The organism is Pyramidobacter porci (genome assembly GCF_009695745.1).
GTDB lineage: Bacteria > Synergistota > Synergistia > Synergistales > Dethiosulfovibrionaceae > Pyramidobacter > Pyramidobacter porci.
This window is the reverse complement of the sequence record NZ_VUNH01000002.1, coordinates 102,088-126,130: the sequence shown is the minus strand read 5'-3', so window position 1 is coordinate 126,130 and position 24,043 is coordinate 102,088. Positions and strand designations below refer to the sequence as shown.

The 24,043-nt window shown below is 62.4% G+C and carries 15 protein-coding genes; 10 read left to right on the top strand and 5 right to left on the bottom strand.

All coding sequences use genetic code 11. The annotated features are described in order from the left end of the window. The first annotated feature begins 291 nt into the window (after nucleotides 1–291). Genes FYJ74_RS02470 through pbpC form a run of 4 tightly spaced genes read left to right on the top strand, consistent with a single transcriptional unit; the run spans nucleotide 292 to nucleotide 10,506 of the window. Entirely contained in the window at nucleotides 292–1,647 is a 1,356-nt protein-coding gene (locus FYJ74_RS02470; RefSeq protein ID WP_154528028.1) for an SPFH domain-containing protein, read from the top strand. Between the two features lie 48 nt (nucleotides 1,648–1,695). Beyond that, entirely contained in the window at nucleotides 1,696–2,925 is a 1,230-nt protein-coding gene (locus FYJ74_RS02465; protein ID WP_154528027.1) for a hypothetical protein, read from the top strand. Nucleotides 2,926–2,985: 60 nt separating this feature from the next. Further along, nucleotides 2,986–8,256 carry an Ig-like domain-containing alpha-2-macroglobulin family protein gene (locus FYJ74_RS02460; RefSeq protein ID WP_154528026.1) on the top strand — a complete coding sequence of 1,757 codons (5,271 nt, stop codon included), beginning with the start codon at nucleotides 2,986–2,988 and terminating at the stop codon, nucleotides 8,254–8,256. Nucleotides 8,257–8,295: 39 nt separating this feature from the next. Next, a complete protein-coding gene (gene pbpC, locus FYJ74_RS02455; RefSeq protein WP_229769302.1) occupies nucleotides 8,296–10,506 on the top strand; it encodes a penicillin-binding protein 1C in 2,211 nt (736 codons plus the stop codon). Nucleotides 10,507–10,679: 173 nt separating this feature from the next. On the opposite strand, the gene FYJ74_RS02450 is transcribed toward pbpC, so the two are convergent. The 4 genes from FYJ74_RS02450 to FYJ74_RS02435 all read right to left on the bottom strand — a co-directional run bounded on the left by FYJ74_RS02450 (nucleotide 10,680) and on the right by FYJ74_RS02435 (nucleotide 14,578). Then, nucleotides 10,680–11,867 (bottom strand): quaternary amine ABC transporter ATP-binding protein, encoded by a 1,188-nt coding sequence (locus FYJ74_RS02450; protein ID WP_154528024.1) that lies wholly within the window; start codon nucleotides 11,865–11,867, stop codon nucleotides 10,680–10,682. Then, nucleotides 11,848–12,750 (bottom strand): ABC transporter permease, encoded by a 903-nt coding sequence (locus FYJ74_RS02445; protein WP_154528023.1) that lies wholly within the window; start codon nucleotides 12,748–12,750, stop codon nucleotides 11,848–11,850. The genes FYJ74_RS02450 and FYJ74_RS02445 overlap by 20 nt, the downstream gene beginning before the upstream one ends. 46 nt (nucleotides 12,751–12,796) lie before the next feature. After that, complete coding sequence (locus FYJ74_RS02440; protein WP_154528022.1) at nucleotides 12,797–13,777, bottom strand: ABC transporter substrate-binding protein; 981 nt, start codon at nucleotides 13,775–13,777, stop codon at nucleotides 12,797–12,799. 153 nt (nucleotides 13,778–13,930) lie between these two features. Beyond that, a complete protein-coding gene (locus tag FYJ74_RS02435) occupies nucleotides 13,931–14,578 on the bottom strand; it encodes a TrkA C-terminal domain-containing protein (protein WP_154528021.1) in 648 nt (215 codons plus the stop codon). 696 nt (nucleotides 14,579–15,274) lie between these two features. Here FYJ74_RS02435 and FYJ74_RS02430 point away from each other — a divergent pair. From FYJ74_RS02430 to pepT, 6 genes are all read left to right on the top strand, one after another. Then, on the top strand, nucleotides 15,275–16,795 hold the full coding sequence (locus FYJ74_RS02430; RefSeq protein ID WP_154528020.1) for an ABC transporter substrate-binding protein: 1,521 nt from the start codon (nucleotides 15,275–15,277) through the stop codon (nucleotides 16,793–16,795). 259 nt (nucleotides 16,796–17,054) lie between these two features. After that, nucleotides 17,055–17,987: an ABC transporter permease gene (locus FYJ74_RS02425; protein WP_154528019.1), complete on the top strand. Its 933-nt coding sequence runs from the start codon at nucleotides 17,055–17,057 to the stop codon at nucleotides 17,985–17,987. Between the two features lie 13 nt (nucleotides 17,988–18,000). Then, nucleotides 18,001–18,879 carry an ABC transporter permease gene (locus FYJ74_RS02420; RefSeq protein WP_154528018.1) on the top strand — a complete coding sequence of 293 codons (879 nt, stop codon included), beginning with the start codon at nucleotides 18,001–18,003 and terminating at the stop codon, nucleotides 18,877–18,879. 13 nt (nucleotides 18,880–18,892) lie between these two features. Continuing rightward, nucleotides 18,893–19,882 (top strand): ABC transporter ATP-binding protein, encoded by a 990-nt coding sequence (locus FYJ74_RS02415; protein ID WP_154528017.1) that lies wholly within the window; start codon nucleotides 18,893–18,895, stop codon nucleotides 19,880–19,882. A 15-nt stretch (nucleotides 19,883–19,897) separates the two neighbouring features. Continuing rightward, nucleotides 19,898–20,881 carry an ABC transporter ATP-binding protein gene (locus tag FYJ74_RS02410; protein WP_154528016.1) on the top strand — a complete coding sequence of 328 codons (984 nt, stop codon included), beginning with the start codon at nucleotides 19,898–19,900 and terminating at the stop codon, nucleotides 20,879–20,881. 123 nt (nucleotides 20,882–21,004) lie between these two features. After that, nucleotides 21,005–22,240 (top strand): peptidase T, encoded by a 1,236-nt coding sequence (gene pepT / locus FYJ74_RS02405; protein ID WP_154528015.1) that lies wholly within the window; start codon nucleotides 21,005–21,007, stop codon nucleotides 22,238–22,240. A gap of 91 nt (nucleotides 22,241–22,331) precedes the next feature. Here pepT and FYJ74_RS02400 read toward each other — a convergent pair whose 3' ends face one another. After that, nucleotides 22,332–23,867 (bottom strand): hypothetical protein, encoded by a 1,536-nt coding sequence (locus FYJ74_RS02400; RefSeq protein WP_154528014.1) that lies wholly within the window; start codon nucleotides 23,865–23,867, stop codon nucleotides 22,332–22,334. Between the last annotated feature and the right edge of the window lie 176 nt (nucleotides 23,868–24,043).

The window sequence follows — 24,043 nt, the reverse complement described above, 5'->3', positions numbered from 1 at the left end:
TTCCGCGCGGGACGAAAAAAATCTTTCCGCGCCGCTGCGTTCGTCCGCGGTGCGACTTTCACCCCTTCGGGTGATGTCTTCTCGCGGCGGCGCGCTTATGATAGCGGCAAGAACGTCGATCAGGCTGTCTTTTTTCCGCGCGCGTTTTTCATTTTTCAAAAACGGGAAAGCCTCGAAAACCGACAAAAACCCCGTGCATGAAACGGCTTTTTATGTTAATCTTACGATGATGTTAATAAAGAATAATTTCTCGGGAAAACTTGAGAAAGAAATCTGAGAGGGGTGCTGAAAATGGGACTTTTCAAAGCGATCGGCGGCGCCATGGGAGACGTGCTTTCCGACCAGTGGCGCGAATACTTCTACTGCGACGCCATGGACCGCGACGTGCTCGTCGAACGCGGCTACAAACGCAAGGGCAAGCGCGGCAACAACAAGGGCGGCGACAACATCATCAGCAACGGTTCGATCATCTCCGTGGCCGACGGCCAGTGCATGATCGTCGTCGACCAGGGCAAAGTCGTCGAGCTCTGCGCCGAACCGGGCGAGTTCGTCTACGACACCTCCAGCGAGCCGAGCATCTTCTACGGCGGGCTCGGGCACGGCCTTAAGGAAAGCTTCAAGACCATCGGCAAGCGCATTTCCTTCGGCGGCGAAGCCCCCAAAGAGCAGCGCGTCTACTACTTCAACACCAAGGAGATCATGGGCAATCGCTACGGCACGGCCAACCCCGTCCCGTTCCGTGTCGTCGACAGCAACATCGGCCTCGATATCGACATCGCCATCCGCTGCAACGGCGAATATTCCTACCGCATCACCAACCCGATGCTGTTTTACACCAACGTCTGCGGCAACGTGAACGAAGTCTACACGCGCGACCAGATCGACAGCCAGCTCAAGACCGAGCTGCTGACGGCGCTGCAGCCCGCCTTCGCCCGTCTTTCCGAACAGGGCATCCGTTACAGCTCCCTGCCCGCTCACACCATGGAGATGGCCAAGGCGCTGAACGACATTCTCTCCGAACAGTGGGGGGCCCTGCGCGGCATCGAGATCGTGGCTTTCGGCGTGAATTCCGTCAAGGCGTCCGAAGAGGACGAGAAGATGATCAAGGAGATGCAGCGCAGCGCCGTGCTCCGCAATCCCAACATGATGGCCGCCCATCTCGGCCAGGCGCAGGCCGACGCCATGCGCGCCGCCGCCTCCAACACGGCGACGGGGCCGATGTTCGCCTTCGCGGGCATGAACATGGCCTCTCAGGCCGGCGGCATGAACGCGGCCAATCTGTTCGCCATGGGCGCGCAGCAGCAGAGCGCAGCCCCCGCCCCGCAGGCCGCGAAGCCGGCGCCGGCTGCCGTTCCCGCCGGCTGGAAGTGCGGCACGTGCGGACACGACGGCAATCGCGGCAAGTTCTGCTCGGAGTGCGGCGCCCCTCAGCCCGCGCCGGCTCCGGCCGAAGGCTGGACCTGCCCGACCTGCGGCCACGTCAACAAGGGCAAGTTCTGCCCCGAATGCGGCGCCAGAAAGCCCGCCGGCGAACCGCTCTACAAGTGCGACAAGTGCGGCTGGGAGCCCAAGGATCCCCATCATCCGCCCAAGTTCTGCCCAGAGTGCGGCGATCCCTTCGACGAAAACGACAACGTCGCCAAATAAAGGATTTTCCGCAGCGTTTCCGCATCGCGCTCGAAAGGAGAAAATTTCATGGAAGAAAAACCGGCCTTTCAGGATGAGCAGGAACCTGTACGGGTCCGAACCAAGGACGAGACCGACAAGAAATGCCCGCAGTGCGGCGGCGTCATGGAGTTCGATCCCGCCACGGGCGGCATGAAATGCCCCTACTGCGAATACGCCGAAGAGATCGCGGCCGGCGAGGCCGCCCGCGAGATCGACTTTGAAGACGCCGAAGACCGCGCCAGTCACGACTGGGGAGCCGCCAAAAAACGGGTCCTCTGCGAGTCCTGCGGTGCGGAAACGATCTACGACGCGCTCGAAGTCGCCAACGAATGCCCTTACTGCGGTTCCAACCAGGTCATGGAGGTGCAGGACGACGACACGATGGCCCCCGGCGGCGTCTGCCCGTTCAAGATCGACAAGAAGACCGCCGGCACGAACTTCAAGCGCTGGATCGCCGGCAAACTGTTCTGCCCGTCGCTGGCCAAGCAGAAGGCGCGTCCCGAAGCCTTCCACGGCGTCTATCTGCCTTACTGGACCTTCGACACGCAGACCGAGTCCGAGTACGATGGGCGCTACGGCATCTACCGCACGGTCAGGGAAGCGGACGGCAAAACCCGCACGGTCACCGACTGGTACTACACTTCCGGCGATTACAGCGAATTCGTCAACGACCATCCCGTGCTCGCCACGGCGCGCCACGACGCCTCGATCCTGAACGAGATTCTGCCCTTCGACACTGAGGCCAACGTCGCTTATAACCCCCGATACCTGGCCGGCTACGCCGCCGAACGCTACTCCGTCGGCCTCAACGACGGCTGGGAACAGGGCCGCGAGGAGATCCACGACCATCTCGAACGCCAAGTCGAGCAGAAGATCCGCTACGAATGCCGCGCCGACACGGTCGCCAACGTCAACGTACAGACCAGTTACGACGACCTCAAGTTCAAGTATCTGCTGCTGCCGGTGTGGCTGTCGTCGTTCCGCTACAACGGCAAGGTCTACAACTTCATGGTCAACGGACAGACCGGACGGGTCGGCGGCAAGTCGCCGATCTCGGCGCTCCGCGTCGCCATCGCCGTGCTCCTGACGGCAGCGCTTATCGGCAGCGCCTGGTACTTCATCAACAAAAGATCGGCGCCGGCCACGCCGCCGGCCGTGCGGTCGTCTTTCCGCGCTCCGGCGCGGTCAACCGCCGCTCTGCCGGCGGAATTCGCGCGCCGGCCGAAGATGTTCCACGGGGAACGTTTCTGGTGTTAACGCAGCTTCCGTAAGCTCGTTCTCCGCATCATAAAATCTTTCTCGCAAGGAGGTCTTTCCATGCGCAAATTTTTCGGCGCCCTGCTGTGCGGCCTGCTTCTCGCCGGCGCGGCCTGGGCGGCCAACGATGTGACCGTCAAAAGCTTCTCCCCCGAGGGCGAAGTGACGGCCAACCGCCCCCAGTTCACCGTCGTCTTCAGCGGCGACGTGGTGAAAAGCAACCAGCTGAACAAGCCTCTCACGGGCGGCGCGGTGCCGCTCAAGTTCCGTCCGGCTCTGCCCGGCACGGCCAAGTGGGTGAAGACGAATCAGCTGGTCTTCACGCCGTCCGCCAATCTGCAGCCGGCCACGCGCTATGACGCCGACTTCGGCCCCGGCGGGCTCCGTACCGCCGGCGGTACGCTGGTCGCGGGACGTCAGAGCTTCACGTTCCATCGCCCGGCGCTCAGTTTCGACCGCGTGACCATCATCGGCACGTCGCCCGACCGCGAGTTGACGCTGCGCCTCGACTTCAACGCCGAAGTCTCGCCCGTGCGCCTGCGCGGTTTCCTGAAAATTTTCAACGCTGCCGGCAACTCCGTGAGCTACAACATTCAGGGCGCAACGCCGGCCAAAGAGATCATCGTGCGCACCAGCTCCGTCTACGGCAAGAGCGTCAAAGTCCTCGTCGAGGGCGGCCTGCTGCCCGACAAGGGCGACCTGCCGCAGGCAGGCGGGCTCGAAGCGACGCTGAACGTGTCCACCGAAACGCTGGTGACCGATTCCAACGCCTTCATGAACGAATCCGGCCGCGGACGCATCCACGTCGGCCTGAACAACAGCGTCGACCTGACCAAGGCCAAAGGATTCATCGAGCTCTCTCCCGCCGTTCCCTTCACGCTGAGCGGCGCTTACGACGGCTTCAACATCGAGGGCGACTTCGCCCCCCGCAGCCGCGTTTCGGTGACGATCCGCAAAGGATTGACCGGTCAGGATGCCGAGCCGATGAAAGAGGATTTCGTCAAGGCGTTCATCTTCCCCGATATGCCCTCGTTCGTACGCTTCCCCGCCGCCGGCATGTTCCTCACTCCCGCGGAAGCGCCGCGCGTCGCCGTGGAGAGCGCCAACATCGGAACGCTCGAAGTTTCGGCGTGGCGGCTCTACAACAACAACGTGCCGATCGCCGCGCTCGATCTTGACGACGAGGGCAGCTTTACCAACTGGGCCAAGCCCCTCGGTTCCAAGAAATACGCCGTCGGCGGCATGGTCAACGAGACCGCGCGCCGCGCTCTCGACCTGGCCAGCCTCGGCTGCGAAGGCGAAGGCGTCTACCTGATCGAGGCCAAAAACGGCGATCCCTCCACGTGGGACAGCGCCAGAATGCTCCTCAGCGTCACCGACACGGCGCTATCGGCGCGCATGTACAAGCGCGGCCTGCAGGTCTGGGCCAATTCAATTTCGGACAGCAAGCCGCTGGCCGACGCGGAAGTCAAGGTCTACTCCGCCAAAAACCAGCTGCTTCTGAACGGCAAAACCGACGCCGACGGCCTGGCATCCTTCGCCGTCGCCGAGGGCTGGCAGGACGATCTTCATCCGTCGCTGGTCACCGTCGAAAAAGAAGGACGTCTCTCCTTCGTCAAGCTCGGCGTCAACCAGCTTTCCGGCCGCGATGTCGACATCTCCGGCGCTCCGTGGAACGACGCTTACGACGGCATGTGGATCCTGCCGCGCGCCCTCTGGCAGCCGGGCGAAACGCTCGAGGCCGAGGCGATCGTGCGCAGCACCGTGCTCGAACTGCCCGGCGAATTCCCGCTGAACTGGGCGCTGACCGCCCGCGGCATCGACCTGGCTTCCGGCGTTATGAAGCTCGACGCCAGCGGCACGGGCGTCATCTCCGTACCGATTCCCGCGACGGTCGACAGCGGCTCCTATTCGCTGCGGCTGACCGTCCCCGGCACGCAGACCGTCGTCGCCGAGCGCGCCGTGCAGATCGAGGAGTTCCGTCCGCCTCAGATCGAAACAAAGCTCCAGGCTCCCAAGGCGCTCTATCCCGGGAAAGAAGCCACGCTCGAGCTCAGCGCCCGCTACCTCTTCGGCGGCAGCGGCGCCGGCCTGAACTGGGAACTCGACTACACCACCGTTCCCGAAGCCTACGTTTCCAAGGCGAATCCCGGCTATGTCTTCGGCTCCGAAATGGGCAAGGACGCCGGGCGCTCTTCCGGCCAGATCGACAGCGGCACACTTGACGAAAACGGCGCCGCCCGAGCCGTCTGGACGCCCGAGGAGGATCTGAACGCCCCTTCGATCGTCCGCGCCCATCTGCGTCTCAACGTCATGGAAGCCAGCGGCCGCTGGACCGGCAGCACGGTTTCGGTGCCGATCTATCCCACCAAGGCGCTGATCGGCGTGATGGCCCCCAAGGCGGAAATCCGTCCCAACACGTCCGCCGAGATCGGCCTCGTCGCCGTCGATCCCGACGACAAGCCCGCGAACCTCGGCGAAGTGGTCGTCGAAATCAGCAAAGTCACCAGCCGCTACGTGATGGTCAGCGACGACAGCGGCAGCCGCATGACTTGGCAGGAAGAGTTCTCCGAGCCCGTCATGGACAAGGTCACGCTGAACGGCAAGGGCAAATACGTTTTTACGCCCAAGGACGAAGGCGAATACCGCCTGACCTTCACCCACAAAGACGGGCGCGCTTCGCTGCGCCTCTGGGTATGGGAAAACTGGACCGGTTCCGCCTCCATGGGGGCCGTCATGCCCGACCGCGTCGAGCTGAAGTCCGACAAAGAAAGCTATCTGCCCGGCGCCACGGCGCGGATCACCGTCAAGTCCCCCTTCGCGGGACGCGCCATCCTCGCCCTCGGCAGCGACCGTCCTGTGACGGTCAAGTCTTTCGACATGGCCGACAAGGAAACGACCGTTGACGTTCCCGTCACCGAAGAGCTGCTTCCCAACGGCTGGCTCACGATCCAGGTCGTCCGTCCCGAAGGGGCGGATACCAAGCCGCCGTATCGCGCGCTGGGCGCTCTGCCGCTGAAGCTCGACCTCAGCGACCGCCGCCTGAATGTCTCCGTCGAGGCGCCCGACAAGGCGGAGCCCGGTGTGTTCAGCGCCAAGATCCGCGTCGCCGACGCCAAGGGACAGCCCGCCAAAGGCACCGTGGCCGTCGCTCTCGTCGATCGCGGCATCCTGCTTTTGAGCGGCAGCGACAACGCCGATCCGTGGGAATACTTCACGCGCCGCCGCGGTATGGACGGCAAGATGTGCGACATTTACGACTCGCTGCTGCCCATCGAGGCCCGCGGCACGACGCTGCTCCATCCCGCCGGCGGCGACGACGCCGAGATGTACCGCGCCAAGCTGATGGCCAACGCCGACATGATGTCGCCGGTCCGCGCTTCCGATTACAAACCCCTGTCGATCTGGCTGCCCGCCGTCGAGCTGAAGGACGGCGCGGCGGAGATCACCACGCAAGTGCCCGAGTTTGCCGGCGCGCTTCGCGTCGAAGCGATCGCTGTCGACGGCGTGGCTCTGGGACGCGCCGAGACCGAGTCGAAGATCGCCCGTCCCGTGGTCATCGACCTGACGCTGCCCCGCTTCGCCGCGCCCGGCGACCAGCTCCAGGCGGCGCTTAACGTCACCGCCGAGCAGGGCGGCAGCGCCTCTGCCGTCGTGACTCCCGCAGAAGGGCTCGACCTGAACTTCGGCGGTCAAAGCGAGTGGAAGGATACGATCGCGCTGACGGCCAACAAACGTCTCGAACTGACGCCGCTGATCCCCACGCTGACGGCCCGCAGCGGCAGCGAACATGGCGCTTTGAAGGCTTCCGTCTCTCTGGACGGCCGCGACTATGAGTCCGAAACCGGCCTTGCCATCCGTCCCGGCTGGCCGTTGACTTCCGTGGTCGGCGGCGGCAGCGCCGGCGAAGGAACGACCGACATCGTCCTGCCCGACGACTGGTACCCCGGTACGGGCAACCTGACGCTGACCGTTTCCGGCGCGCCCGTGGTCGACGCGGTCTCGCTGCTCGAGACGGTCGATACGTGGGGGTTCGGCCTTGATCGTCTCGTCTCGCGCGGCTGGATCACGCTGAACATGCCCAGCCTGCTCAGCGACGAAGATCAGGATCTGGTCAACCCAATCGAAAACCGCATCGCCATGAACACCGTCCTCGCCGGTCTGGCGAGCTATCAGCTCTACGACGGCTCGTGGAGCGCCTGGCGCGGCGACGGCACCGACGAATGGGGCTCGGTGGCCGCCCTGCACCTGCTGACGACCGTCAAAGCCGCCGGCGTCATCGACCCCTCGGGTCTGAACGCCGGAACTCAGTGGCTGCGCCGTTACATGGCCGAGCCGCTGCCGGAAAAGAACGTGCGCGAAGCCATGAACGCCCGCGCCTATGGCGCCTACGTGCTGGCGCTGGGCGGCGAAGCGCCGCTGGGCTGGATGAACTGGCTCGAAGAGCGCATCGGCGATCTGGACGGCTCCGGCCGCGCGCTGCTGGCCGCCAGCTACGCCCTTGCCGGCGATCAAGAAAAAGCCCAGGCGCTGGCCGGTTCGGAATCCTCCTCAGCTGACGCCAAGCTGTCGCTGCCCGAAGCCGGATTCAGGATGCTGGCGCTCGACGCCATCGAACCCGGCGGAGCGCCCAGCCGCGATCTCGCGGCCCGCATCGCCGCGGAACTGGCCAAGGGCGGCGGACGCCGCAACGCCCGCGACGCCGGCGGCATGATCATGGCGCTCGGCGTGTTCTCCACCCATGTCGTCCCCGGCCCCGTCACGGCCAAGTTGTTCGACTCCGACGGCAACGAAGCGGCGGTCTTCGACGGCAAACCCGCGATCTGGCGCGGCGGCAAGGGCGGGACCATGAAGCTCGAAGCCAGCGGCGCCGGTTCGATCTGGTACTCCTGGACCGCCAGCGGCGTGCCCGACAAGGAGCCGCGCAGCTACAGCCGCGGCCTGCGCGTGGAGCGCAGCTTCGTCGACGCCAAGACGGACAAAGTTCTCAATCTGTCCTCGATCGCTTTCGGCCAGGAAGTGAACATGAAGATCAAGGTCACCGCCACGTCGCGCCCCGCAGCGCTGCGGCTGAGCGCTCTGCTTCCCGCCGGCTTCGAAACGGTCGGCGCCGGCGAAATGGCTTCCGGCGAAGGCTACTCCGTCCGTTCCGACCTGCGCTTCGACCGTTTGCTGCTCCACATCGACGGGCAGGGCAAGAGCTTCGAATGGAAACTGCCGCTCCGCGCCGTCTACCGCGGCACGTTCTCCGTACCGCCCATTTCCGTCGAGGCGCTGGGCAACAAGGGCATCGGTTACCTCGGCAAGGCCGACACGGTGACCATTCAGTAACCGTTCATTCAGATGAAATTTCATAAGCTCACGCTTTGGATGGGAGGATTGTTCCTCTGCGCGTCGCTCGCGGCCGCCGCAGCCGGTTGGCGTTATTGGAACCGGCTCGGCCGGCTCGAGCCGATCGAGGCGCGCCTTTCGTCCTGGCCCCGTTCCACGGTCGTGCGCGACTGCAAAGGGACGATGCTCAGCGTGACCATGTCGGAGGACGGGGAGTTTTGTCTCCCCGTCCTTCTTTCTGAGATGGGGCGCTGGATGCCGCTCGTCGTCGTCGAAGTGGAGGACCGGCGTTTCTGGTCGCACGGCGGCGTGGACTGGCTGGGCGTTTTGCGCGCCGCCAAAGACAATCTGCTGGCCGGGAAGGTGCGCTCCGGCGCCTCGACAATCACCAGCCAGGTGATCCGCCTCTGCTGGCCGGCCGAACGCAATCTGAAAAACAAGCTGCGCGAGTTCGCCCAGGCGGCTCAGCTGGAAAAAGTCATATCGAAAGAAGAAATCCTGCAAACCTACCTGAACATGATCCCTCTCGGCAGCAACCTGCGCGGCGTCGAAGCGGCCTCGCTGGCCTGGTTCCGGCGCTCGGCCCGCGATCTGACCATCGCACAGGCGGCGCTGCTGGCCGTGATGGTCAAGGGGCCGACCGCTTACCGTCCCGACCTGCACCCCAAAGCGGCGCGGCAGCGTCGCAACTGGGCCATTTCGCTGCTGCGCGAACGCGGCAAGATCACCGACTGGCAGGCGCGCTCCGCCATGGCCGAACCTCTGCCGGAAAAAATTTCGCCGCTGCCGGCCGACGAGTGGGTCTTCTGCCAGAAAGTCATCAGCCTGACAGAAGAGAATGACATTACGTCCACGCTCGACCGCAACGCGCAGAAAGTCCTCCGCGCCGCGCTGCTCGACGCGCTGGCCTCGCAGGACGACGCCGTCACGGCGGCCGGAGTGCTGATCGAAAACAACACCGGCGCCGTACGCGCCTACGTGCCCAACGCCCGCTGGGGCATGAAAGGCGCTCCCGCCGGCTGGGTGGACTGCGCCTCGTCTCTGCGCTCCCCCGGCTCGGCGCTGAAACCGTTCGCTTACGCCATGGCCTTCGAGGACGGCGCGCTTACGCCCGCCTCGCTGATGGCCGACACGCCGCTGACGCTTTCGGGACGAGCGCCGCGCAACTTCGACCGCATCTATCGCGGCCCCGTCAGCGCCGCCAACGCGCTGGTCGATTCGCTCAACGTCCCCGCCGTGCGCGTCCTGCGCGCGGAAGGCGGCGAACGCCTGCTGCAGAAACTGCGGAATCTCGGCTTCGCGGCGCTGACGCAGAGCGCCGCACATTACGGCGACTCGCTCGTGCTGGGCGGCTGCGAAGTGTCGCCGCTCCAGCTCGCCCGCGCCGTTACCGCGCTGGCGCGCCGTGGGCGGCTGATCGAGAGCCGCTTCATCGAAAGCGAGCCTCTTTCGGAACGCGATGTCTATTCCGCCGAAAGCGCCTGGATCACCACCAACATCCTCGCCGATCCGGCACGGATGCCGACGCTGCTGCGATCCGTCGATCCGTCGCGCGGGCAGATCGCCTTCAAGACCGGCACCTCCTACGGTCTGCGCGACGCCTGGACGGCCGGCTGGAACGACCGCTGGTCGCTGGTCGTGTGGCTGGGCGATCCGCGCGGCGAACCGCATCCCGAACTCGTCGGCCTCGGCGCGGCCGCGCCCGCCGTATTGAAAGCGCTCCGCGCCCTGCCGCCGGGAGGTTTCGGCGCGCCGCCGGCCGGCGTGTCGTCCCGCAACGTCTGCGCCCTGTCCGGACTGCCGCCCACGGAGCTCTGCCCTCGGACCGTCAAGGAATATTTCATTCCCGGCGTTTCGCCGTCCGGCGTCTGCCCCATGCACCGGCTGGAAAAAGGCAAAGTGGTGGTCGTCTGGCCGCAGGAACTGTCCGTCTACATGGAAAGCTCGCGCGAAAAGCGCACCGAGCTGACCATCGCTTCGCCGCTGGCCGACGCAGCCTATCTGATGCACGAGGAGGACGCCAAACTGGTCTTCCGCGCCGAAGGCACCGGCGAGTTCTTCTGGTTCGTCGACGGCAAATATGCCGGCCGCGGCACGGCGGACCGCCCCTGCCTGTGGCCGATGACGCCGGGGCGTCACCGCCTTTCCGTGACCGACTCGCTGGGGCGGCAGAAAGCGATCTCCTTCTCCGTTTACACGCTGGACGACAATCCCAGCCGGCAGCTCCCCGACCTGGCGCCGCTCGATTGACCGCCGCACTCCCGCGGCCTCTGCCAACGCCGCTTCGAACAAGAAAGGCTGCTTCTCTCCGCGCAAAAGCATGGAGAGAAGCAGCCTTTTCTCGTTCAACGAACTCGCGAATACCGAAAGACCGCAGCGCGACGTCCGCAGCCCGCGCCTCCGGCTTTTCGCCGGAAAGCGGCTCACATCAGAGAGGAAAGGATGCTGGCCTTGGTGACGATGCCGAGCAAAACCCCTTCCTCGTCGACGACGGCGATGGGAAACGGCGCCTCCGCCGCGAGGGAGATGGCGTCCGCGATCAGCGTATCGGGCGTTACGGCCTGCACGTCCCGGCAGAGCGCCTGAGCGATCGGCTGTCCCTGCCGGCGCGCCTCGATCGCCTCCCTGATCGAAAGGATCCCTGACAGACGCAAATCATGGTCGATCACGAAAACGGAAGACAAACCGTTCATCCGCATTTCATGAATGGCGTAATCCACGCTGTTGTCCAAGCGGACGATGCTGGACGGCGTGATCATGACGTTGCGCACCGTCACCACCTTCGTCTTGTCCGCGCCGTTGACGAAATTCCGCACGTAATCGTCGGCAGGGCGCGTGCTCAGGTGCTCCGGCGTGCCAGTCTGGACCACTTTTCCATCCTTCATGATGCAGACGACGTCGCCCATTTTGAAGGCTTCGTCGATATCGTGCGTGATGAAGACGATCGTCTTTTTCAGCTTTCTCTGGATCTGCAGCAGTTCGAACTGCATGTCCCGGCGCACCAAAGGATCCAGCGCGGAAAACGGTTCGTCCATCAGCAGCACTTCCGGATCGCTGGCCAGGGCCCGGGCGATGCCGACTCGTTGGCGCATCCCGCCGGAGAGCTGTCCGCACGACCGACGTTCCCAGCCGTCGAGTCCCACCATGGAAACGATCTCCCGCGCGCGCCGTTCGCGCTCTTCGCGGCGGACGCCTTTCACCTCCAGCCCGTAGGCGACGTTTCCCAAAACGTCTCTATGGCTCATCAAGCCGAACGATTGAAAGACCATCGCAATTTTGTCGCGGCGCAGGTCCAGCAGTTCTCTGCGGCTCATCGACTGAATATCGCGCCCCTCGAAGAGGACTTTCCCGCTCGTCGGCGTCGTCAATCCGTTGAAACAGCGCACCGCCGTCGACTTTCCGGAGCCGGAAAGGCCGATGATCACGAAAATGCTTCCCGCGGGGACTTCCATGCTGACATCCCACAAAGCGACAGCGCAGCCCGTTTCCCTGTAAACGGCCTCCTTGTCGGCTCCTGCCGACATCATGCGAGACGCTTCCGCGCCGTTCGGACCATAGAGCTTGGTCACATGCTCCATGCTCAGGATCACGTCATTTCGAAGGACTGTCATGAGCCTGTCCTCCGTCTCCATTGGGTCTGTTCGCGCCTTTTCCGGGGCTGATCCCCTGCGTCACCCGATCGAGCACAACCGCCAGGACGACCACGCAGCTTCCGGCGACGAGCCCGCGCCCGATCTCGATCCGGTTGACGGCGTTCAAGACCTCCATGCCAAGCCCCCGCACGCCGATCATCGAAGTCGTGACCACCATCGACATGGCCATCATCAGCGTCTGGTTGACGCCCGCCATGATGGTCGCTTTGGCCTGCGGGATCTGTACCTTGAACAGCGTCTGCCACCGTGTGGAGCCGAAAGCCCTGGCGGCTTCCACCACCTCTTTGTCCACCTGGCGGATCCCCAGGCTGGTGAGGCGGATGACCGGAACGACGGCGTAAATGACCGTGGCGATCACGCCCGAGGCGTTGCCCGTGCCGAACAGCAGCAGCGCGGGGATCAGATAGACGAATACCGGCATCGTCTGCATGGCGTCCAAAACGGGGCGGAGCATTTTATTCGCCCGATCGGAACCGGAGATCAGGATCCCGATCGGAATGCCGATGATAAGCGCGATCATTACGCTGGCCAGCACAACGGACAACGTCACCAGCATCATCCGCCACAGTCCGACGAAGCCGATGGCGGCGATCAGCGCGGCGTACAGAACGCCGCTGCGGAGGCTCCGGCGGGCGCGCCAGCCCAGGAGCGCGACCAGCAGCAGGAAAAGCGGCCACGGGATGAATCTCAAAAACAGCAGGACGGCGTTCACCAGGCTGCTGAGGCCGCCTTTCACCGCGTTGAGAAAGCCTTCGGCCTCCACGGCGAACGAGCGCACCGCCCGGTCGACGGCCGTCGTGTTCAGTCTGAAGAACTCCGGGAATTGAAACAGCCAATCCATCAGTCTGTCTCTTTGCCACAAAACACGAAAAACTGTTCCGCCGCTGTCACAGCGCGGCCCGCGCCTTTGCCGCCTGCGCGGGGGAAAGCCATTCGTCGAGCAGCTCGGGATGCGATTCCGCCAGCAGCCACCTGGCGGCTTCCTTATAATCGGCGCCGGTCCCGTTCATATAGGCCAGCGCCTCGCTGATGATCGCGGAAGACATTCCGAAGCGGGCCAGAAACGCGCAGAACTTCGGATTCGACGCGGCAAATCCGTTGCTGACGGCGACCGTCACCGTCACCGAAGGACAGGCGCCGTAGCCGTCGTGAAAGCGTTCGGCGTCGTACGGATCGTCTTCGAGAAGAACGAAATCGTATTTTCCCAGCAGCCACGTGGGCTCCCAGTAATAGGCCACGATCGGCGCCTGCCGGTCCCACGCGGAGGTCATGGCCGCGCTGAGCACCGCGTCGCTGCCGCTGGCGAAATAGTTGTAACTCTTATCCAGCCCGTAGGCGGCGATTTTGCGGTTCATGATCTCCGTGATCTCCCAGCCGACGATGCCGCCGTAAATGATGCCCCTCGAGGCGTCCTCAGGGTCGGGGAACAGTTCGGCATAGCGGGCCAGATCTTTTACGCTCTTCAGTTCGGGACAGCGGTCGGCCAGATATTTCGGAATGTAGAACCCCTGCCGGTTATCGTCGAAGTTCACGCCAAGTTCGGTGAAACGGCCGGCCTTCAGGTCCGGAGCGTAAGATGGGATATTAGCGGTCCATTCCTCCATGTGAATGTCGATTTCTCCCTTCAACAGCGCCTCATGCGAAATCGGCGTGGAGCCGGGCGTTTCCTGCCATGTGTATCCAAAAACTTTTTCCGCCACAAAGCCGGCCAGCGCGTTGTTCAGCTTGATGGAGTCCCAGCCCACGTCGGCAAACGTGAGAGCGGTTTTCTCTTTTCCCGCCGCAGTGCCGCCGGCGGCGCCGCACCCCGCCGACACACACGGCAGGAGCATTGCCAAGAGCAGCAGCGATCTCGTTGTCTTTTTCATGATGTCCTCCTTTTCATGAGTTCCAGATTATCCGGAGTCCCGATGATGACGGGAAACAACTCCGTCCCCTCGAAAACGGAACCTTCACGGAGCTCAAAGGATTTTCGAAGAAGCACGTCACTCTCTGAAAAAAACGAATCAGCCCGCCGCCCCTCAACTTTCGCGGAAGGTCCCGGAAACGCCGCCCTCCATCAGTTCGCGAACTTTATTGATATGCTGCACTCCGCACACGACGATCAACACGTCGTCGAGCTTGAATTGCGTCGACGGCTCCGGCGACAGCATGGTTTCGTCACCTCGCCTGACCGCCACGATCGTGGCGCCGGTTTTTTGCCGAAACTGAAAATCGCGGATGCTGACCCCCAGAGCGGGGAAATTGCCGCCGATTCTGAACGTGAACAGGTGCAGTCGGTCGCTGTCCCGAAAGCGCTGGTTCAGTTCAAGGATCTGCCCGAGCGTGGCGTCGATGTCTCGGTTAAGCTCGTCCCGCGCCGCGATCATGGCGTCAAGCCGCGCTCTGAGCGCGAGCAGATCGTTGTCGAGCCGGCGATGCTCGACATATTCCACGGCATGGCTCCGGGATACGACGGTCGAACCGACGTTGTCCTGCGTCGAAATGACCCCCACGTCGCTCAGGTGCCAGAGCGCGCGCCGAATCGTTTCCGGAGACGCCTTGTACTGCGTCCCCATCAACGAGCGTCCGGTGATCTTCGTCCCTTCCCTGAGTTCGCCGCTGGCAATTTTGACGGCGAGATCGAAGGCGATTTTGGAATAAACGGACTGCCCCTGCCCTTTCCTCATGGAAATCCCCTCTTCTGATGAGTTCCGTTCGACCACATGTTCGAGAAAAATTCTCAGAGATTGTGACAACTCATTTTAATTTATAAGTTGGCAGAATGTCAAATCCCCTCGGGAAACGCGCCTCCAGAAAGCGGTTCTCAAGACTCGCTCCTCCCCAAACAAGAGATCGCTCTCCCGGCCGACGGTCGATCATTGCTCGACGCGATTCGAAGCGGATTCTTTGACAAAATTATTGAATCATGCCTTGATTAGTTAAGACAAACCCAAACATCCTCGCGAAAATAAACGAACGACGCTTCAAGAACGAAAGAAAAGACTCGGCGAACGAGCCGCTTCAAGACATAAGAGATTCTCTCGAAAACATTCGCGCAATTTTGACTTCTCGTCTTTGACAAGTTAAAAATTATATCTTCTTGACGACGAGCCCCGAATAAGGCATAATTATTCGCATGAAAACTTTCTGTCTTTCGCCGTGTTTTCCTAACAATAAATAACATTCGGAAGGGGAGCGTCGGCGATTATTTCTTTGGACGCGAAAATAAAGACGGAAAGCGGATTTGGAAACAAAGCGGCCTGCGGGATGGGCCGCGCGGCGGCGACGCGATGTCGCCATCCCGTCCCCGGCGGGCGCTGACGGGAGGCGGGACGGCAGTTTGGCTTTCAGTGCTTTTATCCTATTGAAGGAGATGGCATTATATGAAGAAAAGCACCATTCTGGCTCTTGCGGCCCTGGTTCTCGGCGTGGCAGCCAGCACGGCTTTCGCGGCCAAGGATCGTCTGATCGTCGCCGATCAGTACGACGTCACCAGCATGGACCCTATCGGCCACAATGACGTTCCCAGTTCGCGCTGCTGCTTCGAGCTGTACGACACGCTGATCTTCCGCGACAATCAGAACGTCGTCCATCCCGGTCTCGCCGAGAGCTGGGAGTTCGTCTCGCCCACCGAGATCAAGTTCAACCTGCGCAAGGGCGTCAAGTTCCATAACGGCGAAGAGCTGAAGGCCGAGGACGTCGCCTTTACGCTGATGCGCGCCACCACCGACAAAGGCGCCAAGATCCGCAGCTACTCCCAGGACGTCAAGGACGTCAAGGTCCTCGACGACTATTCGTTCGTCATCGAACTGAAAGCTCCCAACTCTTCGTTCTTCAACTCCTTGACTCACAGCTGGGCCTCGATCCTCAACAAGAAGGCCGTTGAAGCCGCCGGCGACAACTACGGCACGCTGGCCGCACCGCCCGTAGGCACCGGCCCCTTCAAGTTCCTGAGCTGGCAGAAGAACGACAAGTACGAGCTCGAGCGCTTCGACGGTTTCTGGGGCGAAGCTCCCAAGTACAAGTATCTCGAAGTCCGCTCCATTCCCGAAGCCAACAACCGCACCATCGAGCTCGAGACCCAGGGCGTCGACATCGCCTTCCCCATCGCCGTCAACGACCTGAACCGCGTCAAGGACAACCCCGAATTGGTCCTGCAGCAGGTTCCCGCCGTCAACGTCACTTACCTTGGGTTCAACACGGTCAAGGCCCCCTTCGATAACGTGCTGGTCCGCCGCGCCATCAACGCCGCCATCGACAGCGTCGGCATGCATAAAGTCGTCTACGAGAAGCTCGGCAAGAACGGCAGCGTGCCCCGCGCCATCGTGCCCGCGGCTCTGCCTTACAGCATCGCCAACGATCAGCCCGAGCACGTGCAGGATCAGGAGCTGGCCAAGAAGCTGCTCGCCGAATCGGGCATCGATCTGAACAAGACCTACCAGATCTGGACGAACGAGCGCAAGGAGCGCCAGGACATGGCCCAGATCATTCAGGGCATGCTGGCCGAAGTCGGCATGAAGACCGAGATCAAAGTCCTCGAGTGGGGCGCGTACCTGAACGGACTTCAGGAAAAGAGCCACGACATGTTCATTCTCGGCTGGTCCACCAGCGTTCCCGATCCCAACTTCGCCATGAGCGGCCTGCTCGAGACGGACGCCGGTTCCAATTTCACGTTCTTCAGCAACGCCGCTTTCGACGCCGCCATGGACAAGGGACGCAAGACCCTCGACGGTCCCGAGCGCGCCGCCGTTTACAAGGAAGCTCAGGAAATCCTCCTTGATCAGTGCCCCCAGGTCTATCTTCACAGCGACGACAACTGTGTCGGCACCCAGAAGTACATCAAGGGTTTTGAAGTCGGCTCCAACGACACCTACAACTTCCGTACCGTTTACTTCGAGGAGTAATCCGCAGCGTCGTCCGCTTTGGGGAGAATCCCTTAAGCATGCACGCGAGCAGGGGAATTTCCCGTTCCCCTGCTCTTTTTTCTTGGCGTTTTTATCGGTCTGAAGTTTTATACATCGCTCAATGCGTCTTTATACTATTTCTTGATAAAAAGCGTTCACATGGCTCGCAGTGCCCTTGTGTTCAGCTTTTGATTCAGAGACAGTATGATTCCCAACCAGGAACCCAGCGATCAAAATTCGACGAAAAGAAGGTAAAACCATGCTTCGATACATTCTCCGCCGGATTGTCCTGCTCATTCCCGTACTGGTCGGCGTGGCGTTCTGCGTCTTCCTGCTGCTCTATCTGACGCCGGGAGACCCGGCCAAGATGGTGCTCGGCGACCAGGCCACAGAGACGGCCATTCAAGAGTTCCGCGAACGGGAAGGCCTGAACGATCCTTTCTGGATCCGCTTCGGCACGTATCTGTACAAGATCGTCGTCAAGGGCGATCTCGGGCGCTCCTACGCCTCCAGAACGCCCGTCATGAAGGAGCTGCTGGCGGCGTTTCCGGCTACGCTGAAACTGGCCGGTTTCGCCATATTCATAGCGGTCCTCATCGGCATCCCATGCGGCATTATTTCGGCCATCAAACAATATTCTCTTTTCGATACCGTGACGATGATCTTCGCCATGATCGGTCTGTCCATGCCCGTGTTCTGGCTGGGGCTGCTGCTTATTTTGTTCTTCTCGGTGCGTTTGCGCTGGCTGCCGTCGTCGGGTTTTTCCACGTTCAAGGCGATGATCCTGCCTTCGGTCGCGCTGTCCGCTCAGTCCATTTCCATGATCACGCGCATGACCCGTTCTTCCATGCTCGAAGTGATTCGCGCCGACTACATCCGCACGGTGCGCGCCAAGGGGCAGACCGAACGCGTCGTCATTTGGGGACATGCCCTGCATAACGCGCTGATCCCCGTGGTCACGCTCTGCGGCCTTCAGTTCGGACACTTGCTGTCGGGCGCTCTGCTGACGGAGTCGATTTTCGCCATTCCCGGCGTCGGGCGCGTCATGCTCACGTCCATCATGGCCCGCGATTATCCCATGGTGCAGGGAGCCGTGTTGTGCGTCTCGGCGGCGTTCAGCGTCGTCAACCTGCTGGTCGACATTCTGTACGCCTTCATCGATCCGCGCATCAAGGCGCAGTACAAACGATAGAGGAGGTCATCTCATGACTGAAAAAGTTATCGACGCTCCCGTCAAAAAACAGCGCCGCGGCATCGCCGAAGTCTTGCATCGTCTGAGCAAAAGCCCTCTGGCCATGTTCGGGCTGGGTTTTATCATTCTGCTGGTCATCTGCGCCATTTTCGCGAACCAGCTGGCGCCGTTCCCTTTCTCCAAGCAGGATCTGATGCACACGTTCGACCTGCCCTCGGCCAAGCATCTGCTCGGCACCGACGAGTTCGGGCGCGACATTCTCAGCCGCCTGATCTTCGGCGCGCGCGTGTCGCTGCAGGTCGGCTTCATCGCCGTCGGCATTTCGCTGGTCATCGGCGGCCTGCTCGGCGCGTTCGCCGGCTTTTACGGCGGCACGCTCGACAACGTGATCATGCGCGTCATGGACGTGCTGCTGGCCGTTCCGCAGACGCTGCTGGCCATCGCCATCGCCGCGGCGCTCGGGCCGGGTTTGTTCAACATGATGATCGCCGTCGGCATCTCCGCCGTTCCCAATTACGCGCGCATCGTACGCGGCTCGGTGCTTTCGATCCGCGGCATGGAGTACGTCGAAGCGGCCCGCGCCGTCGGCTCTTCCGATTTGCGCATCATCCTGCGCCACATCATCCCCAACAGCATGGCGCCGATCATCGTCCAGTCCACGCTGGGCGTCGCCTCGGCGATCCTCAACGCGGCCGGGCTGTCCTTCATCGGGCTGGGCATTCAGCCGCCCAATCCCGAATGGGGCGCGATGCTTTCCGGCGGCCGTCAGTACATCCGCGACTTCCCGCATCTGACGCTCTATCCCGGTCTGGCCATCATGCTCACGATTCTGGCCCTGAACTTCCTCGGCGACGGTCTTCGCGACGCCCTGGACCCCAAGCTGAAGCGCTAAGGAGGAGCACGCCATGTCCGAAAACAAAGATTTGCTCCTCGAAATCAAGGATCTGACCATCCACTATGTTACCGAGAGCGGCCGTGTCCACGCCGTCGAAGGCCTGAACCTCGAACTGGCTCCCGGCGAAACGCTGGGTTTCGTCGGCGAAACGGGCGCCGGCAAGACGACCACCGCGCTGGGCATCATGCGCCTGCTTCCCACGCCGCCGGCCAAAATCATTTCCGGCGACATCCTCTTCGAAGGCGAAAGTTTGCTGAGCAAGCCCGAAAGTCAGATGCGCGCCATCCGTGGCGGCAAGATCGCCATGATTTTCCAGGATCCCATGACCTCGCTGGATCCCGTCGTTCCCGTCGTCGAACAGATCGCCGAGATGGTGGAGCTGCACCAGAAGGGCACCAAGGCCGACGCGCTCAAGCGCGCCGGCGACATGCTCGAACTGGTCGGCATCCCCCGCGAGCGCGGCGCCGCCTATCCGCACCAGTTCTCGGGCGGCATGAAGCAGCGCGTCGTCATCGCCATCGCGCTGGCCTGCGACCCGACGCTGCTGATCGCCGACGAACCGACCACGGCTCTGGACGTGACGATCCAGGCGCAGGTGCTCGAACTGATGCACGAGCTCAAGGAAAAGTTCAAGACCGCCATGATCATGATCACCCACGATCTGGGCATCGTCGCCGAGATGTGCGACAAGGTGGCCATCATGTACGCCGGCCGCGTCGTCGAATACGGCACGACCGAGATGATCTACAACCACCGGCTGCATCCCTACACGGAAGGGCTGTTCAACTCGCTGCCCGACCTCGAATCGGAGCAGGAGGAACTGAAGGTCATCCACGGTCTGATGCCCGATCCCACCAATCTGCCCCCCGGCTGCTGCTTCCATCCCCGCTGCCCTTACGCGACGGAAAACTGCTCCAAGAGCGCTCCGGAAATGACCGAAGTGGCGCCCGGGCATTTCGTCGCCTGCCCCGTGCGCACGGCGGCGCTGAAGAACAACTAAAGGAGGCCGATGACTATGACTGAACAGCTGAACAACCAGCCCATGGTAGTTGTCAACCACCTGAAGAAGTACTTCAATACGCCGCGCGGTCTGCTCCATGCGGTCGACGACGTCTCTTTCTTCGTCAAACGCGGTGAGACGCTGGGATTGGTCGGCGAATCCGGCTGCGGCAAATCGACTCTGGGACGCGCCATGATCCGCCTGCTGGAACCGACCTCCGGCGAAGTGAAGTTCTGGGGACACGACATCGTCGGCCTGAGCAAGGGCGAAATGAAGGAAATGCGCAAAAAGGTCCAGATCGTTTTCCAGGATCCTTATTCCTGCCTGAACCCCCGCCTTTCCGTTTCCGAGCTGATCGCAGAACCGCTGATCGTCAACAAGATCTGTTCCAGCCACAAGGAAATGAACGACCGCATCACCAAGCTGATGGACACGGTCGGCCTGGCCCGCCGCCTGATCGGCGCTTATCCCCACGAACTAGACGGCGGCCGCCGCCAGCGCATCGGCATCGCCCGCTCTCTGGCGCTCGACCCCGAGTTCATCGTCCTCGACGAACCCGTCTCCGCCCTCGACGTGTGCATCCAGGCCCAGGTGCTCAACCTGCTCAACCAGCTGCAGAAAGAGAACAACTACACCTACGTGTTCATCTCCCACAATCTCAGCGTCGTCAAGCACCTCTCCGACCGCATCGCCGTCATGTATCTGGGCAAGATCGTGGAGCTGACGGACTACAAGACCACCTTCAAGAATCCCCTGCACCCCTACACGCAGGCGCTGCTGTCGGCCATTCCCATCCCCAAGGTGGGACAGAAACGCAACCGCATCATCCTCGAGGGCGACGTGCCCAGCCCCGTCAACCCGCCCCAGGGCTGCCGCTTCGCCGGCCGCTGCCGTTTCGCCCAGGACGTCTGCCGCCAGCAGTCGCCCGAGCTGAACGAGTACGAGCCCAACCATTTCGTGGCCTGCCATTTCACCGGCAAGATCCAGTACGCTCGTTAAATAGTTCCGACAAAGGGTCTGTGTGAGCCACAGGCCCTTTTTTGACGACGCCGTTTTCGTTTTTTGCGGTAGAATGGTTCCGCACCGCCAATTTTCCGCTGGATTTTTTAAGGAGGATCTTTCATGTCTTCACTGGTTGATCGCTTTATCCGCTACGTCAAAATCAACACTCAGTCGGCCGAAGGGCAAAACTGCGTGCCCAGCACGCCCTGCCAGCACGATCTCGCCAAAGTACTCGGCGAAGAGCTGCGCGGCCTCGGCCTCAGCGACGTGACGGTCACCGAAAACGCCTATGTCTGCGCCACTCTGCCCGCCAACTGCGAGGGCGCGCCCGCCATCGGTTTCTGCGCCCACATCGACACGGCGCTCGAAGTGACCGGCAAAAACGTCAAACCTCGCCTCGTCGAGAACTACGACGGCGGCGACGTCGTGCTCAACGCCGCGGAGAACGTGGTGCTGTCGCCGAAAGTTTTTCCCGAGCTGAACGACCACAAGGGCGAAACGCTGATCGTCACCGACGGCACCACGCTGCTCGGCGCCGACGACAAGGCCGGCGTCGCCGAGATCATGACCGCCGTCGAATACATGACGCGGCATCCCGAATTCAAGCACGGCAAGATCGTGGTCTGCTTCTGCCCCGACGAGGAGATCGGCCACGGCGCCAAACTTTGGGACCTCGACAGATACGGCGCCGACTTCGCCTACACCGTCGACGGCGGCGGCACGGGCACGTTCTCTTACGAGACGTTCAACGCCGCCCAGGCGCACGTGAAGATCAAGGGCGTCGCCGTCCATCCCGGCACCGCCAAGAACAAGATGATCAACGCCGCCATGGTGGCCGTGGAGTTCGCCGCCTCGCTGCCGCCCGCCGAGACGCCGCCCCACACGGAGCTGTACGAGGGGTACTACCATATGACCGGGATCACGGGCGGCGTGGAAGAGGCGGAGATGACCTACATCATCCGCGACCACGACACCGCCACGTTCGAGGCGCGCAAGGAACATTTCCGGCTGCTCGTGCGCCAGCTCAACGAACGCTGGGGCCGCGAACTGGCCGAGCTGGAAATGCACGATCAGTACTACAACATGGCCGTGCCGCTGCAGAAGCGCATGGACATCGTCAACACCGCGCTGAAAGCCTACGAGATGGCCGGCGTCACGCCGAAAATCATCGCCGCCCGCGGCGGCACCGACGGCTCGCAGCTCTCCTTTCGCGGGCTGCTTACGCCCAACCTCTTCATCGGCGGTTACAACTGCCACGGCAAGTACGAGTACGCCGTGGTCGGCTCCATGGAAAAATGCGTCAAGGTCATCCTCAACATCGTCCAGCTCTACGCCGAAGGCAAACAGGTCAAATAAACGGCGCGCAAACAAACGAACCGCCCCGCTGAAATTTCAGCGGAGCGGTTCGTTTGTTTTTCGCTTCTTGAAACGCGCGGAAGAAACGATTTTACTGCGCCGCGGGCAGGAACGCGCCCACCATTTCGGCGTTGGGCGTCACTTCGAGCACGAGCGTGTCGGCGTCGGCGCTGACCAGGTTGACCGCGTCGACCATGCCCATGTTGTCCAGGACCATGGATACGACGCTCTTGTTTCCCTCGCCGCCCAACTCCGACATGATGCTGTCGCCGAAGTCGGCGAACAGCTTCTTCAGCACGGGCTGCAGGACTTTGACGTCGACGCCGAGCGCCACGTTGCGGGGCTCGAGCGCCGCCGCAAGGCCGGAAGCCGCTTCCGCGGCCTGACCGAACTGATCGGCGTTCATGCCGGCGATCAGCAGGCCCTTCTCGCCGCTGGCGACGAGGACCGAGACGGGCGCGGCGAACGCGAAGCCCTTCCAGCCGTCCGTGTCATAGGCGGCCGGTTCGCCGGCCACCATCTTGCCCTGCTCGGCGAGCATGTTGGCAAGCGCGGCCGCCTTGGCGGCGTCGATGTCGGAAACGTGCAGGTACAGGCCGGGGATTTCGCCCACCATGGGAGCAGCCAGCTTGCCGGCCACGCCGAGCGTGACGTTGCCGCGCAGGATCTTGACGACGTCCGCCCACTCAAGGCCGACGGCGCCAATGGCTCCATTGATTTCTGACTCGGCTTCCTTGAGCATGTCCGCGTCGGCGATCAGGTCGGCGAGCTTGAAGTTCTCCGGCAGGAAGGAAGCGGACAGGTTCACGAGAGCGGCCAGCGGCGAAGAGCCGCAGACGAACGGAGCCTTGGCCGCGGCACCTCCGTTGAGCACGGCGCGCAGGTCCTTGCCGATCAGGGCGCCGATCTCGTCCACCAGGTTGCTCCACAGCATCGCCTTCACGGACGTCGCCGTGTCGTCAAGCCCCAGCTCGAGGCTGAGCGGCTGCGGCAGCGCGGCGTCCATCTTGGCCAGCGTCTCCGCCGAAATCTGCATCTGCACCCAAATGTTGGCGGGCGTATGGGCCGTCACCAGGACGCTGCCCTCGGGAGCGCCGGCCATCACGGCCAGATTGGCGGGGTCGCCGCTCGCGCCGATCAGGTACTTGGCGCCGTCGCGCTCCAGCGTCGCCAGATAGATCAGGCCAATGGAGCTGTCCTCGGAGTCCACCGTGCCCAGCGGCGTGACGGTCGTGCCTTCGGGAGCGGTCACCGTGAACTCCGGAGCTTTGAAGTTGCCGGCGGCCGCAAAATCCTCGGCGGTCAGGGGCGTTTTCATCTCCGCCGCCAGAGCCAGCTTGTCGACTTCGTCGAGGCTCGGCTTCAGGCCGATGCGCACGTCGAAGCTGCCGGCCTTGTCGGCGTAGTTCTTCAGCTGCTCGGCGGGCAGCATCTTCATGGCGCGCATCAGCAAGGAATCAGCCGGCTTGCTCAGCAGCGCCTGAGCGTCGCGCAGACCGAACGCCCCCCAGTCGCCGCCGTTGACCAGACCGGTCGTCAGATCGCCGGGGCGGGGAGCCGCAAACGCGGAAGACGCAAGGAGCGCCAACGCCGCCGAAGCGGCCAGAACGGAACGGAATTTCTTCATAAGTCATTCCACCTCTCAAATAATCGTCTCGCCCGAGGCGAGACCCACATCAGCCCTCCTCACGAAAGGCGCACTACCTGAGCAAATCTTATCATTCCGAACTCTTTTTCTCAAGGCACAATATTAAATAGAATACAATCTAAAACATGACATTTTTCGTGTTTTTTGCGCCCCAT

What these genes read in the sequence shown, in the direction of transcription:
- FYJ74_RS02470 (WP_154528028.1), top strand. Translation starts at nt 292, where the DNA reads ATGGGACTTTTCAAAGCGATCGGCGGCGCCATGGGAGACGTGCTTTCC.
- FYJ74_RS02465 (WP_154528027.1), top strand. Translation starts at nt 1,696, where the DNA reads ATGGAAGAAAAACCGGCCTTTCAGGATGAGCAGGAACCTGTACGGGTC.
- FYJ74_RS02460 (WP_154528026.1), top strand. Translation starts at nt 2,986, where the DNA reads ATGCGCAAATTTTTCGGCGCCCTGCTGTGCGGCCTGCTTCTCGCCGGC.
- pbpC (WP_229769302.1), top strand. Translation starts at nt 8,296, where the DNA reads ATGGGAGGATTGTTCCTCTGCGCGTCGCTCGCGGCCGCCGCAGCCGGT.
- FYJ74_RS02450 (WP_154528024.1), bottom strand. Translation starts at nt 11,867, where the DNA reads ATGACAGTCCTTCGAAATGACGTGATCCTGAGCATGGAGCATGTGACC.
- FYJ74_RS02445 (WP_154528023.1), bottom strand. Translation starts at nt 12,750, where the DNA reads ATGGATTGGCTGTTTCAATTCCCGGAGTTCTTCAGACTGAACACGACG.
- FYJ74_RS02440 (WP_154528022.1), bottom strand. Translation starts at nt 13,777, where the DNA reads ATGAAAAAGACAACGAGATCGCTGCTGCTCTTGGCAATGCTCCTGCCG.
- FYJ74_RS02435 (WP_154528021.1), bottom strand. Translation starts at nt 14,578, where the DNA reads ATGAGGAAAGGGCAGGGGCAGTCCGTTTATTCCAAAATCGCCTTCGAT.
- FYJ74_RS02430 (WP_154528020.1), top strand. Translation starts at nt 15,275, where the DNA reads ATGAAGAAAAGCACCATTCTGGCTCTTGCGGCCCTGGTTCTCGGCGTG.
- FYJ74_RS02425 (WP_154528019.1), top strand. Translation starts at nt 17,055, where the DNA reads ATGCTTCGATACATTCTCCGCCGGATTGTCCTGCTCATTCCCGTACTG.
- FYJ74_RS02420 (WP_154528018.1), top strand. Translation starts at nt 18,001, where the DNA reads ATGACTGAAAAAGTTATCGACGCTCCCGTCAAAAAACAGCGCCGCGGC.
- FYJ74_RS02415 (WP_154528017.1), top strand. Translation starts at nt 18,893, where the DNA reads ATGTCCGAAAACAAAGATTTGCTCCTCGAAATCAAGGATCTGACCATC.
- FYJ74_RS02410 (WP_154528016.1), top strand. Translation starts at nt 19,898, where the DNA reads ATGACTGAACAGCTGAACAACCAGCCCATGGTAGTTGTCAACCACCTG.
- pepT (WP_154528015.1), top strand. Translation starts at nt 21,005, where the DNA reads ATGTCTTCACTGGTTGATCGCTTTATCCGCTACGTCAAAATCAACACT.
- FYJ74_RS02400 (WP_154528014.1), bottom strand. Translation starts at nt 23,867, where the DNA reads ATGAAGAAATTCCGTTCCGTTCTGGCCGCTTCGGCGGCGTTGGCGCTC.